Here is a 16,711-nt window from a genome sequence, read left to right as displayed (position 1 = left end):
AATTATTCCTGTTGCAAGAGCGAAGCATTCGGGTTCAAGCGTTGTGTTTGGACGAAAAATGCGTATCGATGTCGCCAATCGACAAACGGCGGAGCGCGCTTGAGCGCATTTTCCGGCGGAAGATTTGAAGGAAGGAACCCATGAAGATACTCGTCCCAGTCAAGCGGGTTGTGGATTACAACGTCAAGATCCGCGTCAAGCCAGATGGTTCCGGCGTCGAACTCGCCAACGTCAAGATGTCCATGAACCCCTTCGACGAGATCTCCGTCGAAGAAGCCCTGCGCCTGAAAGAGGCCGGCAAGGCGGAGGAAGTGGTCGTCGTGTCGATCGGCCCGGCCAAGGCCGAGGAAACCATCCGCACCGCACTCGCCATGGGCGCCGACCGCGGCATCCTGATCGAAACCGACGAGACGGTTGAGCCGCTCGCCGTTGCCAAGCTCCTGAAGGGCGTGGTGGAAGCGGAAGCTCCGGGCCTCGTCATCGTCGGCAAGCAGGCGATCGACGACGATTCGAACCAGACCGGCCAGATGCTGGCAGCCCTGATGGGCTGGGGTCAGGCGACCTTCGCCTCCAAGCTGGACCTCGGCGCCGACAAGGCGACCGTGACCCGCGAAGTCGACGGCGGCCTGCAGACGATCGAGGTCAAGCTGCCGGCCATCGTCACCACCGACCTGCGCCTGAACGAACCGCGTTATGCCTCGCTGCCGAACATCATGAAGGCCAAGAAGAAGCCGCTCGACAAGAAGACGCCGGCCGACTTCGGCGTCGATGTTGCGCCGCGCCTCAAGGTTCTGAAGACCGAGGAGCCGGGTGGCCGCAAGGCGGGCATCAAGGTGAAGTCGGTGGCAGAGCTTGTCGACAAGCTCAAGAACGAAGCCGGCGTATTGTAAGCGGAACGGACAGGAGAAACATAAAATGGCTATTCTTCTTCTCGCAGAACACGACAACGCGACCGTCTCCGAACAGACCGCGAAGACCCTGACGGCCGCGACCAAGATCGGCGGCGATGTGGCAGTGCTGGTGGCCGGCGCCGGCGCCAAGGCTGCCGCAGACGCGGCTGCCAAGCTTGCAGGCGTCTCCAAGGTGCTGCTCGCCGACGACGCGTCGCTCGGCAACAACCTGGCAGAACCGCTGGCAACGCTGATCGTCTCGCTGGCCGCTTCCTACGACACGATCATCGCGCCCGCGACCTCGGTCGGCAAGAATGTCATGCCGCGTGTTGCGGCCCTGCTCGACGTGATGCAGGTTTCGGAAATCACCGAAGTGGTCTCCACCGACACCTTCAAGCGTCCAATCTATGCCGGCAATGCCATCCAGACGGTGCAGTCGACCGATGCCAAGAAGGTCATCACGGTGCGCACCGCCTCCTTCACGGCTGCCGGCGAAGGTGGCTCGGCTGCCGTCGAGACCGTCTCGGCCGCTGCCAACCCCGGCGTTTCCAGCCATGTCTCCGACGCGCTGTCGTCGTCCGACCGCCCGGAACTGGCCTCGGCCAAGATCATCATCTCCGGCGGCCGCGCGCTCGGCTCCTCGGAAAAGTTCAAGGAAGTGATCCTGCCCGTCGCCGACAAGCTGGGTGCTGCCGTTGGTGCCTCCCGCGCGGCCGTCGATGCCGGCTACGCCCCGAACGACTGGCAGGTTGGCCAGACCGGCAAGGTCGTCGCCCCGCAGCTCTACATCGCCTGCGGCATCTCCGGCGCGATCCAGCATCTGGCCGGCATGAAGGATTCGAAGGTGATCGTCGCGATCAACAAGGACGAGGAAGCCCCGATCTTCCAGGTCGCCGATTATGGCCTCGTGGCCGACATCTTCGAAGCCCTGCCGGAGCTCGAGAAGGCGCTCTGAGCGCCATCTCGCAGCTGCGAAAGGACTGGTCAAAGACTGGTTTGCGGTCTATCAATCAGCCGGGTCCGCGATAAGCGGGCCCGGCATTTTCTTGGGTGCCATTTTCTTGGGTGAAGACTGGAACGGGTGAGGAGCGAGACGATGACGGACAAGATCAGCAATGTGGGTGTTGTGGGTGCCGGCCAGATGGGCTGCGGCATCGCACAGGTCTCCGCCGCTGCCGGCTACAAGGTCACCATCTATGATCTGTCCAAGGAGCGTATCGAAGCGGGGCTGGCCACGATCAACGGCAATCTCGCCCGCCAGGTGACCAACGGCAAGATCACAGACGAACAGCGCAAGGAGGCGCTGGCGCTGATTTCAGGCTCCGCAGATGTCAACGACCTGGCGCCCGCCGATCTCGTCATCGAGGCTGCGACCGAGGACGAAAGCGTCAAGCGCAAGATTTTCGCCACCGTCTGCCCCGTCCTGAAGCCCGAGGCCTTGATTGCGACGAACACCTCGTCGCTGTCCATTACCCGCCTGGCGTCTGCCACCGACCGGCCGGAACGCTTCATGGGCATCCATTTCATGAACCCGGTGCCGGTGATGAAGCTGGTCGAGCTGGTGCGCGGCATCGCGACCGACGAGACCACCTTCAAGACGGCAAAAACCTTCGTCTCCTCGCTCGACAAGACGATCACGGTCGCCGAAGACTTCCCCGCCTTCATCGTCAACCGCATCCTGCTGCCGATGATCAACGAGGCGATCTACACGCTTTATGAAGGCGTGGGTTCCGTCGAGGCGATCGATACGGCGATGAAGCTCGGCGCAAACCATCCGATGGGTCCGCTGCAGCTTGCCGATTTCATTGGCCTCGATACCTGTCTGTCGATCATGCAGGTGCTGCATGACGGACTGGCCGATTCGAAATACCGCCCCTGCCCGCTGCTGGTCAAATATGTCGAGGCCGGCTGGCTGGGTCGCAAGTCCGGCCGCGGCTTCTACGACTATCGCGGCGAAGTGCCGGTACCGACCCGCTGAGCGGATCGCCTTGCTGACCCGGCCATTTGCGACTATAGTGATGGAGTGAGAGGCGAGCTTTCGCCCGCCCCTCTATTTACTTAAGGAATGTGACCCGCACGCTAGCCTGCCAGCCCGTGCGGGTTTTCCGTATCGTAAACGTGATGCTAAATGGTTTTGGCCACATAGCTCACACTCCAGTTGTACGGCGAGGCCTTCGCCCTGGTCGGAGTGGCCGATCCTCTCCGATGCGCCTGGCAAAACGCGTCTGCTTTCACCGCACAACCGGAGAGAGAATATCGCAACCTGAGCTGTCGTCTAGAGGCGCGCTCAGACTCCCCGCGCCGCCGTGACCAGCGCACGGGCATCCGGGCCATCCCAGGCAGCCGGGCCGTTCATGTGGCCGAGCAGGCAGCCCTTGTCATTGACGAGCAGGGTGACCGGCAGGCCGAAGGCGAGGCCCTGTTTTTTCAGGGTGTTGAACACGCCCATCGAGGCATCGCGGTAGAAGCCGAGCGCATCGACGCCGGTCTCGCTGAGGAAGGCTTTCGGCTTTTCCGCGTCGCCGGTGTCGATGTTGATCGCGACGACCTGGAAGCGGTCGCTGCCGAGCGCCTTCTGCAACCCGTTGAGGGCGGGCATTTCTTCGCGACACGGTACACACCAGGTGGCCCAGAGGTTGATCAGCGTGGTCTTGCCGGCGAAGTCGGCGGTGCTCATCGCCTTGCCGGATGCGTCGGTGAAGGTGAGACCCTCGACCGCCTGCGCTGCATCGACCGGCACCATGGCGGCGACATCGCCCTTGAAGAAGGGTTCGAGCGCCCGCGCCTGGCCGAGCGAACCGGCGCAGGGCGTGGCATTCTGGGCCGTCTCGGCATTGCCAGACGTGGTCTCTCTCACGTATACCGCAGCCGCGCCGGCGACGATGCCGGCAACCGCCGCAATCGCAACCAGCTTGGTGGGGAAGAGACCCGAGGGTTTCTTTTCTGTCATGTCATTCTCCAGGACGGGCATTCCATGGCCGAGGACTCTAAGGACACCAAATCCTCCAACAAGATGTGGGGCGGTCGCTTCGCCTCCGGGCCATCGGCGATCATGGAGGAGATAAATGCCTCCATCGGTTTCGACAAGAAGCTTTATGCCCAGGATATCCGCGGCTCAAAGGCGCATGCGACCATGCTGGCGCACCAAGGCATCATCTCGGCCGAAGATAAAGACAAGATCCTTCACGGCCTGGACACGATCCTGTCAGAGATCGAGGCTGGCAATTTCGTCTTCTCGCGCAAGCTCGAAGACATCCATATGAATATCGAGGCGCGCCTTGCCGACCTGATCGGCCCGGCTGCCGGCCGGCTGCACACCGCCCGTTCGCGCAACGACCAGGTTGCGCTCGATTTCCGTCTCTGGGTGAAGGAAGAACTGCAGAAGACGGAACAGGCTATGTCAGGCCTGATCGCGGCCTTCCTCAACCGCGCCGACGAACATGCCGACACCGTCATGCCGGGCTTTACCCATCTCCAGACGGCGCAGCCGGTGACCTTTGGTCACCACTGCATGGCCTATGTCGAGATGTTCGGCCGTGACCGCCAGCGCGTACGCCATGCCATTGAGCATCTGGACGAAAGCCCGATCGGGGCGGCAGCGCTCGCCGGCACCGGCTATCCGATCGATCGCCACATGACGGCCAAGGCGCTCGGCTTCCGCGAGCCGACCCGCAACTCGATCGACACTGTTTCGGACCGCGACTTCGCGCTGGAATTCCTGTCGATTGCCTCGATTGCAGCCGTGCACCTGTCGCGCCTGGCCGAAGAAATCGTCATATGGTCGACGCCGCAATTCGGCTTCATCCGCCTGTCGGACGCGTTTTCGACCGGCTCCTCGATCATGCCGCAGAAGAAGAACCCGGATGCGGCCGAACTGGTGCGCGCCAAGACCGGCCGCATCAACGGCTCGCTGATTGCGCTCTTGACCGTCATGAAGGGCCTGCCGCTCGCCTATTCCAAGGATATGCAGGAAGACAAGGAACAGGTCTTCGACGCGGCCGAAAGCCTGGAACTCGCGATTGCCGCCATGACCGGCATGGTCACCGACATGACCATCCGCACCGACAAGATGAAGGCAGCCGCCGGCTCGGGTTATTCGACCGCAACCGATCTCGCAGACTGGCTGGTGCGCGAAGCAGGCCTTCCCTTCCGCGACGCCCATCACGCGACGGGCCATGCCGTAGCACTGGCGGAGAAGAAGGGCTGCGATCTCGCAGAGCTTTCGCTGGAAGAGCTGCAGGGCATCAATGCGGCGATCACCGCAGACGTCTTCAACGTGTTGACCGTCGAGGCCTCCGTCGCCAGCCGCAAGAGCTTTGGCGGCACGGCACCGTCGGAAGTCAGGAAGCAGATCGCCTGGTGGCGGGCGCGCAACTGATCGGGTGACCGATCACGGCCACTTGCAGGACACATCACGAGATCAGGGGTGCACAAGCGCCCCTTTTTTCGCTAGAGCCTAGAGGAACAACATTTCGATGGACTGGGTCATGTTCAAAACGCTGAAATCTCCGACGATCGCGCTCTCTCTGCTCATGGTCGGCATGCTGGTCATGACGGGCTGCGGCCGCAAGGGCGACCTCGACCTGCCGAGCACGCCGGTTGACCAGCAGAACAAGCGCGACAGCAAGGTGACGCCCGTGGCGGACAAGCCTTTCCTCCTCGATCCGCTTCTGTAACAGGTCTTTTGCCGTGAACCATTTCGACTTTCGCGACGGCGTACTCCACGCCGAAGACGTGGCCATCCCCGAGATTGCCCGCAGCGTCGGCACGCCCTTCTACTGCTATTCGACCGCGACGCTGGAGCGGCACTACAAGGTCTTCGCCCAGGCGTTCGACGGCGTCGATGCGCTGGTCTGTTATGCGATGAAGGCCAATTCCAACCAGGCGGTGCTGAAGACGCTCGGGCAACTGGGTGCGGGTGTCGACGTGGTCTCGGAAGGCGAACTCCGCCGGGCACTCGCAGCCGGCATTCCGGCAAGCCGCATCATGTTTTCAGGCGTCGGCAAGACGCCGAGCGAGATGGATTTAGGCCTTGAAGCCGGCATCTACTGCTTCAACGTCGAGAGCGAGCCGGAATTGGAAGTGCTGAACCAGCGCGCCATCAAGGCCGGCAAAAAGGCGCATGTCTCCTTCCGCATCAATCCTGATGTCGACGCCAAGACCCATGCCAAGATTTCGACCGGCAAGAAGGAAAACAAGTTCGGCATTTCCTACGAGCGGGCGCGTGCCGTCTACGCTCGCGCTGCGACGCTTGAGGGCATCCAGGTCTCCGGCATCGACATGCATATCGGCAGCCAGATCACCGATCTGCAGCCCTTTGAGGACGCCTTCCGTCTGCTGCGCGAACTGGTCGAGAACCTGCGCGCCGACGGCCATTCGATCGACCATGTCGATGTCGGTGGTGGCCTCGGCATTCCCTACAAGGACGACAACAACCCGCCCCCGGAACCGGATGCTTATGCCAGGATCGTCAAGGACCAGCTGGCAAGCCTCAACTGCCGCATCGTCACGGAGCCCGGCCGCCTGATCGTCGGCAATGCCGGCATCCTTGTGACCGAGGTCATCTATGTGAAGGATGGCGGCGACAAGACCTTCGTCATCGTCGATGCCGCGATGAACGACCTGATCCGCCCGACACTCTATGAGGCCTATCACGAGGTGAAGCCGGTGGTGCTGCAGGCGGCAAACGCCCCGCGCATCAAGGCCGATGTCGTTGGCCCCGTCTGCGAGACCGGCGACTATCTGGCGCTTGACCGCGAAATGTCGAAGCCGAAGCCGGGCGACCTCATCGCCGTTGGCTCGGCCGGCGCATATGGTGCGGTCCAGGCCGGCACCTACAACACCCGCCGGCTTGTTCCCGAAGTGCTGGTAAAGGGCGGCGAATTCCACGTGATTCGCAAGCGGCCGAGCTACGAGGACCTGATCGCGCTGGATTCCGTGCCCGACTGGCTGGCCTGATCCTTCACAATCGAGCGATGAGACGGGAAAACGCCCCCGCAAGGGGCGCGTCCCCTCGTCTTCGCCACAAAGACTGCTATCTTCTGATGTCACGAGCCCCGACATGTCGGCGGCGCTCTCGGAGACCAGACGGATGATCTTTTCCCGCCCGGCCGGCCAAAGGAAAGGCGCTTTGAAGAACGACCCCGCTCTGGCGCGCCGCGTCGGAGCCAAACGCGTTCTGGCAAGGACCGTCCTGCTGGCCGAGCGCGTGCTGCCGCTGTTTCTGCCGGTCGCCGGCATTGCAGCCCTCTTCGTTTCGCTCGCCTGGTTCGGCGTCTTCCGCGAACTGCCGGAGGTGGTGCGCCTCGGCCTGGTCTTCCTGCTCGTCTTCGCTTTCGTTGCCTCCTTCCTGCCCTTCTTCCGGCTGTCATGGCCAACCGCCCGCGAGGCCGACAGGCTTCTGGAAGAGCGTAACGGCCTGCCCCACCAGCCGGTGGCCGTGCAGGATGATGGGCTTGCCGCCGACACGCCCTTTGCCCGCGCGCTGTGGCAGGAGCACCAGCGCCGCATGGCCGAGCGCATTGCAGCCCTCGACACGGGCCTGCCGCAGCCCGATATCGCCCGTTACGACCGCTACGCGCTGCGCGCCATACCGGCGCTGCTCTTCGTCACGGCGCTGGCCTATTCCGGCTCAAACGGCGCCGGGACCATTGCCGATGCCTTCCGTCGCCATGTGCCCGAGAGCGAGCAGCCGGCAATCCGCATCGATGCCTGGATCACTCCGCCGGCCTATACCGGCCAGCCGCCGATCTTCCTGTCGGGACTGGGCACGCAGACGGCTGGCCTCGTGGTGCCGCAGAATTCGAAGATGACCGTGCGCATCAGCGGCGGCGCAAGTGATGAGAAGGTGCTGTTCGTTAAGCAGAGCGACGGCGCGGTGACAGAGGTTGCGGCCAGCGATGCCAAGGCATCCAGCGCAGATGGTGCGGCAACGACACCGGCACCGGGAGCTCCGCCGACGGCGTCTGCGCCGCCCGGCACGCCCCCTGCTCCGCCCACCGCTCGCACACACGAACTGAACCTCGCCGAAGCCGGCCAGCTGCGTGTCGCCGACCGGCAATGGACGATCGGCGTGACGCCGGACAAGGCGCCCGAGATCGCCTTTGACGGCAAACCGCGCCGGGCGCTGAACGGGGCGCTGGAGATCGCGTTTACCGCCAAGGACGACTACGGCCTGCAAAAGGCCCATGCGGAGATCACGCCGGTCGAGGAAAAACCTGGCGCCACGCCACTCTATCCGCTTCCAGACTACAAGCTCGATCTGCCGCGCCACAATGCGCGCGAGATGAAGAGCGTCGCCAGCCGCAACATCACCGAACATCCACTCGCTGGCAGCAAGGTGAAGATCACGCTGGTGGCAACCGACGGTGCCGGCCAGACCGGCCGCAGCGAGCCGGTCGAAATGGTGCTGCCTTCGCGAAATTTTGCCGAGCCGCTGGCGGGGGCCGTTGCCGAACAGCGCCAGACCTTTGCGCTCGACACCCGCGACATGCCGCAGGCGATTGCGCTCAATGAAGCGCTGGTCATCCGCGCCGACGAGACCATTCCCAATCTCGGCCATTTCATTCTGATCGAGAGCGCCCGCGCCCGCATGGCGCTGGCCAAGGGCGAGGAGGCGCTGAAGGACACGGCGGACTATCTCTGGGAAATCGCGCTCGGCATCGAGGATGGTGACCTGTCGCTCGCTGAACGCCGGCTGCGCGACGCCCAGCAGGCGCTGGCGGACGCGCTGCAAAACGGTGCGACGGACGCAGAGATCAAGAAGCTGATGGACGAGCTGCGCGCCGCCATGCAGGAGTTCATGACGGCACTGGCCGAGCGTATGCCGAACCAGCAGGGCGAACCGCAGCAGAATGCGCAGAACATGCTGCGCCAGAAGGACCTCGACAACCTGCTCGACCAGCTGGAAAACCTTGCCCGCTCCGGCAATCGCGATCAGGCGCAGCAACTCTTGTCCGAATTGCAGCGCATGATGAACAATCTCCAGGCCGGGCGTCCGCAGCAGGGCCAGCAGCAGGAAAACAGCGAAGCCCGCCGCCAGATCGACAAGCTCGGCGAGATCATGCAGCAGCAGCAACAGCTGATGGACGAGACCTTCCGCCTCGACCAGGCCTTGCGCGACCGCATGCAGCGCGGCGACCCGCAGCAGGGAGAGGAAGGCGCCGAGGGCCAACAGCAGGATCCCGGTCAGCAGGGACAGCAGGGCGAGCAAGGCCAACAGGGTCAGCAGGGCCTCGACGGCATGACGGCGGACCAGCTGCGCGACGCGCTGCGCCAGTTGCGCCAGCAGCAGGAAGGCCTCGGCAAGGAGCTCGGCAAATTGCAGGAGGGCCTGAAAGGCCTGGGCATGAAGCCCGGCAAGGGCTTTGGCGAGGCCCAGCAGGAAATGCAAGGTGCGGGCGAAGCGCTCGGCAAGAGCCAGGGCGACCGCGCCGTGCAGGGCCAGGGCCGCGCCATGGAAGCGCTGCGCCAGGGCGCGCGCGACATGATGAACCAGATGATGCAGGCCATGCAGGGCCAGCAGGGTCAGGGACAGCAGACGGGCCAGGGTCAGGGCAACCAGGACGGCCGCGATCCGCTCGGCCGCCCGCGCGCCACCAATGGCCCTGACTTCGGTGAGCGGGTGAAGGTGCCCGACGAGATCGACGTGCAGCGCGCCCGCGAAATCCTGGAGGCGATCCGCGAGAAACTTGGCCAGAACGCAAGCCCGGAGATCGAGCGGCGCTATCTGGAGCGGTTGCTGGATATTCAGTGAGGGAAAGAACGGGGCGCTTGCCCCGTTACCGTCAACAGAATGCCGCCTGCGTCATGGACGAGGCGGCGCTCAGCGTGTCGATCGTTTCGAAAGAACTCAGCCGGCAAGGGCCCGGGCGACGGCGCTGCGGATATCCGGAAGCGCGAAGGGTTTCGAGACCACGTCCACGATCTTCAAGGCGAGATCATCGGCCCGTTCGCGCTGTTCGGCATAGCCGGTCATCAGCAGGATCTTCATGTCGGGGAAATCGGACGAGGCGCGGTGGGCAAGCTCGATGCCGTCCATGACGGGCATGCGGATATCCGAGAGGAGGAGATCGTAATCCGCCTCGGCGAGTTTCTCCAGACCCTCGGCGCCATCGGCGGCCTCATGGGTTTCATGGCCATCCAGGCGAAGGGCGCGAGCGACGAAGGAACGCAGCGAGTCTTCGTCTTCGGTGATAAGAATTCTCGCCATGGTTGAAATCTGCCTCCATCATGGATTCACTGTTCAGGCAGGCAAATCACCAGACTTTCCTTGTCGAGTGGTAAACGCCGGACCATCAGTCCGGCGCCATGGTTAACAAGTCTCTTCCCCGATCAGGAAGGATGTCGCACTTTGGGACGGCTCAGGCGTCGCCGGTGACGACACCGACAAAGGGCAGTTCGCGGAAGGCATAGGCCACATCCATGCCATAGCCGACGACGAAATAATCGGGGCATTCGAAGCCGACGTAATCTGCCTCAAATTGTTCTTTTCGCTTCACTTTCTTGTCGAGGAGCACGGCGATCGTGACATTTGCGGCACCCCGCTGATACATCAGTTCCTTGGCGAACAGCAGCGTGCGGCCGGACTCCAGAATATCGTCGATCAGCAGCACGTTTCGGCCCTTCACGTCCGAATCGATGTCCTTGATGATCTTGACGCCCTGCGACACCGTGCCTGTGCCATAGCTGGACAGGGTGATGAATTCGACCTCCGGCGCCAGGCCCACCTGATGCAACGCCCGAATGAGGTCGGCGGCGAAGATGAAGGAGCCCTTCAGCACCGAGATGACCAGGAGGTCGTCGCAGGGACCCTTCATGATCTCGGTGGCCAGTTCGCGATTGCGGGCGTCAATCTGCTCGGGCGTGAAAAGCGGTTCGATGTTCTTTCCGCGAACGACGGGCATGGCGGTCTCCTTGATGCCGGGCCGGAAATGGCCTCACCCGGCAAGCTCCGCCGGAAAGGCACTGCCCTTAGCACAGTCGAATGCGTCAGGCACCCGCATCTTCGAAGGAAAGCCGGAGTTCCGGCGTTTTTCCCCCAGGATGCTGGAGCCGGGCGGCAAGTCCGCGGCTTTGCCCGCCTTCGAGGAAGCCGACCGGCGGCTCGACATAGGTGCTGGCAATCACCTGGCCGCCGACGAGAAGATCGGCACGCACGCGGGGCAGAGCGACCTCACGATCGGTCCGGTTTTCGACGATGGCGCTGATCAGCAGCACCCGCATGCCGTTCTTGTCCTGCGGGGTGAGGTTCACATGGGTGAGATCGAGCGGACGGGCCTCAAGCTCGGGATGGACCGACCCGCCGAAGACAAACTGCCCGGCCAGCGAGAAGATCGACACGAAGGCGATGGCGACGATCAGCGCGAAGGACATGTCGGAGAGGCGCTGCAGCCGGGTTTCGACGGTGACGAAGGCGGTGCGGATGCGGGCCTGCAGCTCGGCAACCGGAGACGGGCTACCGGCCACGCGGGTGGGCGGCGCGTCCTTTCGCACCTCCCGGACAACGACGAATTGCGCGTCGATCACTTCGGCAGTCGAGGACGGGAAAGGGCTGCGGTCGAACTTGCGGCGCGCGCGGTCCGGCGGCAGGAGATCCGCCTCGGGCGTGGCAGCCTGCGACTGATGACGGAATGCACGCATCGGTTAGACCTTTCGCACAGCCAAAATCGGGCACCCCGAAACTCGGCGGTTGAAACGAATCCACACCAGACGTAAATTCAAATGGTTAATGCTTCGGAAAGACGCCCCTGGAGGGCAACTTTCCCGGCATGTGTTTACCGGCCGTTGACGATCCTCGTTTACGAGCCCCAGACCTCAGACACGTCAGACTGGGCCCAGCCGTTGATCCACTTCGAAAATGTCGGCCTGCGTTATGGGATGGGACCGGAGATTCTCCGCGACGTCACCTTTGACGTACCGAAAGGCTCGTTCCAGTTCCTGACCGGCCCATCCGGCGCCGGCAAGACGACGCTGCTGCGCCTGCTGTTCATGTCGCTGCAGCCGACGCGCGGACTGATCCGCAGCTTCGGCCGCGACATCACCCGCATTCCCCGCGCCGAGCTTCCGATGCTGCGCCGCCGCGTCGGCATCGTCTTCCAGGATTTTAGACTGCTGGAGCATCTCACCACCTATGAGAATGTGGCGCTGCCGCTCAGGGTGCGCGGCAAGGAAGAGCAGAGCTACAAGCAGGATGTGATCGAGCTTCTGAAATGGGTCGGGCTTGGCGAGCGCATCAACGTGCTGCCGCCGGTGCTCTCGGGCGGCGAGAAGCAGCGCGTGGCGATTGCCCGCGCCCTGATCGACCGGCCGGAAATCCTGCTGGCCGACGAGCCGACCGGCAATGTCGACCCACCGATGGCGAGACGCCTGCTCAGCCTCTTCCTCGAACTCAACCGGCTGGGAACCGCCGTGATCATCGCGACCCATGATCTCGCCTTGATGGACCAGGTCGATGCGCGGCGCATGATCCTCACCGACGGGCGGCTCGACATCTATGAATGACCAGACCCCGCCCGAGCCGAAGCAGCAGAAGCGCCGCGTCGAGATGACGGTCAGGCCGACCGCGCCGATCCTGCCGCCCTCTAATATCCAGGGCAATGCGCTGATGGTGGTGATTGCCATAATGGCCTTCCTCGCCTGCCTGACGCTCGGTGCCGTCTCCATGGTGCGCGCCACCGCGACCGGCTGGCAAAGCCAGATCTCTCGCGAGATCACCATCCAGATCAAGCCCGAAGACGGGCTGGACATGGGCGCCGCACTCGTCAAGGCGCGCGATCTGGCGCTGACCTTTGTCGGCACCCGTGACGGCCAGATCATGGACGACAGCGCGACCGCACGCCTGCTCGAGCCCTGGCTTGGCACCGGCCTCAATCTCGAGGACCTGCCGGTGCCTCGGCTGATCGTCGTCACCATCGACGAGAGCAATCCGCCGGATTTCGAAGCGATGCGTGCGCTGCTGAAAGAGGAAGTGCCACAGGCCTTTCTCGACGACCACCGCACCTGGGTGAACCGCCTGGTGCAGATGGCCCGCACGACCGTGATGATCGGCGCCGGCGTGCTGATCCTCGTCTTCACCGCCATGGTGCTGACAGTGGTGTTCGCGACGCGCGGCGCGCTGTCTGGCAACCGCCACATCATCGAGGTCCTGCATTTCGTCGGCGCCGAGGGAAGCTTCGTGGCGCAGGAATTCCAGAAGCACTTCCTGAAGATCAGCCTCAAGGGGGCGGCAGCCGGCGGCGTGCTGGCAGCGGGTCTCTTTGCCGTCGCCAGTTTCTGGCAGAGCCGGTCGCTGGCCACCCCCGAAAGCGACCAGGCCACGGCGCTCTTCGGTACCTTCACCATCGGCTGGGCGGGCTATCTCGGCATCTTCGCGACGATGATCGTGATTGCCCTTTTGACCACGATCACGGCGCGGATCACGGTCATGCGCACGATCTACGAAATCGACCTCATCCGCTCGGACCCGACCCGCACCGACGGGCTGCTGGATGACTGATGAATTATTGCGTGTTGACTCGCCTTAAAGCCGCCTGTTCGGTGTGGGACATCCCGGCGATTCACGGTGGATGAGCATGGACCGGATGACGCAAAACGAGCCCCTGCGCGGCCAGAACACCGGACTATTTGCCCGCCGTGGCATCATCCGGCGGGTGCTGCGCTATGGCGGAATCCTGGTCCTGCTGATGATTGCGGCGGTTGTCGCCGGCTTCCTCGTCTTTGCCGATCAGGTCACCAATATGCGCCCGCCGGAGGTCGCCAAGGCCGATGCGATCGTCGTCCTGACCGGAGGCTATCAGCGGATCGAGCAGGCGATCGACCTGTTGAAGCGGGGTTACGGCAAGCGGCTGCTGATTTCAGGCGTCAATCCGCGGACGACGGCGGGCCAGATCCGCCGCGCGACCCGCGCCTCGCCTGACATCTTCAACTGCTGCGTCGACATCGGCTACTCCGCGATCGACACGATCGGCAACGCCAATGAGACGGCATCGTGGATCCGCGACAAGGGCTATCGCTCGGTGCTGGTCGTCACCAGCAACTATCACCTTTCCCGCAGCCTCATGGAACTGCGGCGTAGCGACCCCGGCACGGAATTCGTCGGTTATCCGGTCGTTGCGTCCGATCTGAAGACACGGGCCTGGTACAGCGAGCCGGACGCCATGCGCACCATGCTGTTCGAATACGGCAAGACCATCATCGCCTATGTCAGGGGCATCACCGGCTGGAGTCGCGATCAGGGACTGCGGCCCGATGGCGAAATCACCGAATCTGGCCGCAACTCCTGACGCCTCTTCGCGCTCTTCTGCTTTTGCTGGCGACGCTTTTGGTCTAAGCACGACCTGCACGTCGAGAGAGCCCCTTCATGATTGCCTTCCGTTCCATCCTGTTCAACACCGCCTTTTATGCCAATCTCATCCTCCGGATGATTGTCCTGTCGCCGATCTACTTCCTGCTGCCGCGCAAGCGTGCCTACTTCATTCCGAAGAACTGGGCGAAAGCCAACCACTGGCTGATGAAGACGATCGTCGGCACGACCTTCACGGTCGAGGGCCTCGAGAACATTCCCAAGGGCGGCTACATCCTGGCACCGAAGCATCAGTCCTTCTGGGACACCTATGCGCTGCTGCCCTGGCTGGACGACCCGGTCTACATCCTCAAGCGCGAGCTGACCTGGATCCCGATCTTCGGCTGGTACATTGCCAAGCAGCGGATGATCCCCGTCAACCGCGGCGCCAAGGGCAAGGTCATGGCTCAGGTGATCGAGCGGACCAAGCTGGAAATGGCGACCGGACGCCAGCTGATCATCTATCCCGAGGGCACGCGCAGGCCGCCCGGCGCTCCGCCGGAATACAAATACGGGATCGCACGCCTCTATCGCGACCTGAACGTTCCCGTGGTGCCGGTCGCCATGCATCCCGGTCTCTTCTGGCCGCGGCGCAAGTTCCTCCGTTTCCCCGGCCATTTCACCGTGCGCATCCTGCCCGCGATCCAGCCGGGGATGGACCCGGACGCCTTCCACGACAAGCTGCTGCATGATCTGGAACAGGCGAGCGACGAACTGCTGGTGCAGACGGCGCGCGACAATCCGAAGCTGCCCCTGCCGCCAACGGCAGTGCAGCGGCTGAAGGAACTGGGCGCGGCCTGAGCGAGTTGGATGTCAGCCGGGCTGGTCGAGGGTTGCGATAGCGGCAACGACGCTTTCGAGCCACTGGTCGCGAATGCCAAGTTCGCGCAGGTGTTCGACGGTGTTGGCGACATAGACCGGATTGGCACCCGAGCGGCCGACCGCGCCATGCACGACGCGCGCGGCCTCATCGACCGTGACGGCGCCTGCATACTGTGGATGTGCACGGTCGATGACGTAAGTAAGCCCCTGGACCTGGCGCCCGTCGGCAAGCGCCAGACGCACGAAGCGTTCGAGATAGACGCTGGTCACCAGTTCGCGCTCACGCAGGTATTCGAGTGTCTCGGGCCAGGTCTGGGCAGAGACGCGAAACGCGACGCCCTTGCACGAGCCACCGCGATCGAGGCCGAGCACGAGGCCGGGCCGCTCCTGGGTGCCGCGATGGACATAGGAACGTACGCAGAGCGAACGGCGATATCCACCGAGGCGAGCGGTCAGCCTTTCCTCATAGGGAAAGCCCGGGTTCCACATCAGCGAGCCGTAGCCAAAGACCCAAAATTCGTCCATATCGCAGGCCAATCCAAGAAACAGAAAAACTCGCAGCGAGGAGACTTCCATGGCCGTGCCGTCGACAGCGCCGCAAAGCCCGACCAGTCGCAAGGTGCTGCTGCTCGGCCTTTTGATCGTCCTCTTCATCGCTGTCTATAGCGTGGCCTGGCATTTTGCCGCCGAATTTTTGCGAAACCGCATCACAGGCTTCTTTTCCGGCGGAAATCCGGCAGGCGTCAGTGCCAATTGCGAAAATGCCACCATGGGCGGTTATCCCTCCCGCTTCCGGCTGAACTGCGACCGCCTGTCCTTCGACGACAATTTCCAGGGCATATCCGCTTCATCCGGTCCCGTGCGCGCCGCCGCCCAGGTCTACAATCCAGGTCAGGTGGTCTGGGAAATGGACGGGCCGGCGGAAATCCGCTCTGCCCTCGGCTTCAATTCGACGCTGGAATGGAGCGATCTGCGCGCAAGCTTCCGCGCCGGTTTCTCAGGCCTGCAGCGCAGCTCGATGGAATGGACGGATCTGAAGACCAAGGTGACCTCGACGGTGACGGGGCTGCAGATCGAAGTGACGACCCCGCATCTGGAATCGCATGTGCGCCAGAACGAGGGCAATCTCGACTATGCGGCGCTGATCAACGATACGGTGGTGGCTGTCAACGGAACGGCGATTGCGCTGCCCCCGGTCTCTGCGAGCATTGATGCGACCTTTGCCGATCGGGGCGGCCTGCTCGATCCGCGCCTTGCCCATCGCCAGGAGCTCTATGGCACCAAGGGCGAACTGCGCCGCATGGTGGTCGACGCGGGAGAAGGACGGGTGCTGACTCTGCGCGGCCCCTTTTCCGTGGGCAATGACGGCCTGATTTCCGGCTCGATCCGGGTGGAGATCGAAAAGATCCGCGCCTGGAGGGATACCCTGAAAACCGCCTATCCGGACCAGCAAGAAACCTTTGACGACCTCGCCAAGGTGCTGCGGGTTCTGACGCTCGGCAAGGACGACGGCTCGGCCGAGATCACCATCCAGAACGGCGTCGCTTCCCTCGGCTTCATTCCGCTCGGCCAGCTCCCACCGCTTTAGATCACTTCCGTATTTCACGGAAACACTGAAATGATCTATCTCTTTGTTATCAAGCAATTCCGGGCGCGA

17 protein-coding genes are annotated in these 16,711 nt (G+C 63.2%); 12 read left to right on the top strand and 5 right to left on the bottom strand.

What is annotated here, in order from left to right:
- The first annotated feature begins 140 nt into the window (after positions 1-140).
- The 3 genes from DFO46_RS19010 (at position 141) to DFO46_RS19000 (ending at position 2,868) form a co-directional block, all read left to right on the top strand.
- Positions 141-890, top strand: a complete 750-nt coding sequence (locus DFO46_RS19010; RefSeq protein ID WP_120278563.1) for an electron transfer flavoprotein subunit beta/FixA family protein — start codon at positions 141-143, stop codon at positions 888-890.
- Between the two features lie 25 nt (positions 891-915).
- Positions 916-1,845 (top strand): electron transfer flavoprotein subunit alpha/FixB family protein, encoded by a 930-nt coding sequence (locus tag DFO46_RS19005; RefSeq protein WP_120278562.1) that lies wholly within the window; start codon positions 916-918, stop codon positions 1,843-1,845.
- Positions 1,846-1,986: 141 nt separating this feature from the next.
- Complete coding sequence (locus DFO46_RS19000) at positions 1,987-2,868, top strand: 3-hydroxybutyryl-CoA dehydrogenase (protein WP_110791088.1); 882 nt, start codon at positions 1,987-1,989, stop codon at positions 2,866-2,868.
- A 309-nt stretch (positions 2,869-3,177) separates the two neighbouring features.
- Here the strand turns inward: DFO46_RS19000 and DFO46_RS18995 are convergent, their stop codons facing one another.
- Positions 3,178-3,840: a TlpA disulfide reductase family protein gene (locus tag DFO46_RS18995; RefSeq protein WP_120278644.1), complete on the bottom strand. Its 663-nt coding sequence runs from the start codon at positions 3,838-3,840 to the stop codon at positions 3,178-3,180.
- A gap of 24 nt (positions 3,841-3,864) precedes the next feature.
- Between DFO46_RS18995 and argH the strand changes: the two genes are divergently transcribed.
- The 4 genes from argH to DFO46_RS18975 all read left to right on the top strand — a co-directional run bounded on the left by argH (position 3,865) and on the right by DFO46_RS18975 (position 9,645).
- Positions 3,865-5,268, top strand: coding sequence for an argininosuccinate lyase (gene argH, locus DFO46_RS18990; protein ID WP_120278561.1), 1,404 nt, complete (start codon positions 3,865-3,867; stop codon positions 5,266-5,268).
- 109 nt (positions 5,269-5,377) lie between these two features.
- The gene (locus tag DFO46_RS18985; RefSeq protein WP_120278643.1) at positions 5,378-5,566 is read left to right on the top strand and encodes a lipoprotein; all 189 of its coding nucleotides are present in this window, start codon (positions 5,378-5,380) and stop codon (positions 5,564-5,566) included.
- Between the two features lie 13 nt (positions 5,567-5,579).
- A complete protein-coding gene (gene lysA / locus DFO46_RS18980; protein WP_120278560.1) occupies positions 5,580-6,848 on the top strand; it encodes a diaminopimelate decarboxylase in 1,269 nt (422 codons plus the stop codon).
- A 133-nt stretch (positions 6,849-6,981) separates the two neighbouring features.
- A complete protein-coding gene (locus tag DFO46_RS18975; protein WP_120278559.1) occupies positions 6,982-9,645 on the top strand; it encodes a TIGR02302 family protein in 2,664 nt (887 codons plus the stop codon).
- Between the two features lie 96 nt (positions 9,646-9,741).
- Here DFO46_RS18975 and DFO46_RS18970 read toward each other — a convergent pair whose 3' ends face one another.
- From DFO46_RS18970 to DFO46_RS18960, 3 genes are all read right to left on the bottom strand, one after another.
- On the bottom strand, positions 9,742-10,101 hold the full coding sequence (locus tag DFO46_RS18970; RefSeq protein ID WP_110791094.1) for a response regulator: 360 nt from the start codon (positions 10,099-10,101) through the stop codon (positions 9,742-9,744).
- A gap of 151 nt (positions 10,102-10,252) precedes the next feature.
- Positions 10,253-10,795 (bottom strand): hypoxanthine phosphoribosyltransferase, encoded by a 543-nt coding sequence (gene hpt / locus DFO46_RS18965; RefSeq protein ID WP_120278558.1) that lies wholly within the window; start codon positions 10,793-10,795, stop codon positions 10,253-10,255.
- 85 nt (positions 10,796-10,880) lie between these two features.
- A complete protein-coding gene (locus DFO46_RS18960) occupies positions 10,881-11,531 on the bottom strand; it encodes a hypothetical protein (protein WP_120278557.1) in 651 nt (216 codons plus the stop codon).
- Positions 11,532-11,732: 201 nt separating this feature from the next.
- Between DFO46_RS18960 and ftsE the strand changes: the two genes are divergently transcribed.
- The 4 genes from ftsE to DFO46_RS18940 all read left to right on the top strand — a co-directional run bounded on the left by ftsE (position 11,733) and on the right by DFO46_RS18940 (position 15,033).
- Positions 11,733-12,392: a cell division ATP-binding protein FtsE gene (gene ftsE, locus DFO46_RS18955; protein WP_165826207.1), complete on the top strand. Its 660-nt coding sequence runs from the start codon at positions 11,733-11,735 to the stop codon at positions 12,390-12,392.
- Positions 12,385-13,386: an ABC transporter permease gene (locus DFO46_RS18950; protein WP_120278556.1), complete on the top strand. Its 1,002-nt coding sequence runs from the start codon at positions 12,385-12,387 to the stop codon at positions 13,384-13,386. Before ftsE ends, DFO46_RS18950 begins: the two co-directional genes overlap by 8 nt.
- A 76-nt stretch (positions 13,387-13,462) precedes the next feature.
- A complete protein-coding gene (locus DFO46_RS18945; RefSeq protein WP_245422650.1) occupies positions 13,463-14,173 on the top strand; it encodes a YdcF family protein in 711 nt (236 codons plus the stop codon).
- A 77-nt stretch (positions 14,174-14,250) separates the two neighbouring features.
- Complete coding sequence (locus DFO46_RS18940) at positions 14,251-15,033, top strand: 1-acyl-sn-glycerol-3-phosphate acyltransferase (protein WP_110791098.1); 783 nt, start codon at positions 14,251-14,253, stop codon at positions 15,031-15,033.
- Between the two features lie 12 nt (positions 15,034-15,045).
- Here DFO46_RS18940 and DFO46_RS18935 read toward each other — a convergent pair whose 3' ends face one another.
- On the bottom strand, positions 15,046-15,579 hold the full coding sequence (locus tag DFO46_RS18935; protein WP_120278641.1) for a gamma-glutamylcyclotransferase: 534 nt from the start codon (positions 15,577-15,579) through the stop codon (positions 15,046-15,048).
- A 49-nt stretch (positions 15,580-15,628) separates the two neighbouring features.
- Between DFO46_RS18935 and DFO46_RS18930 the strand changes: the two genes are divergently transcribed.
- A complete protein-coding gene (locus tag DFO46_RS18930; RefSeq protein WP_120278555.1) occupies positions 15,629-16,642 on the top strand; it encodes a DUF2125 domain-containing protein in 1,014 nt (337 codons plus the stop codon).
- Positions 16,643-16,711: the final 69 nt, after the last annotated feature.

The sequence above is a fragment of the Rhizobium sp. AG855 genome (assembly GCF_003610655.1).
Taxonomy (GTDB): Bacteria; Pseudomonadota; Alphaproteobacteria; order Rhizobiales; family Rhizobiaceae; genus Allorhizobium; species Allorhizobium wuzhouense.
This window is presented reverse-complemented; position numbering and strand designations above follow the sequence as displayed.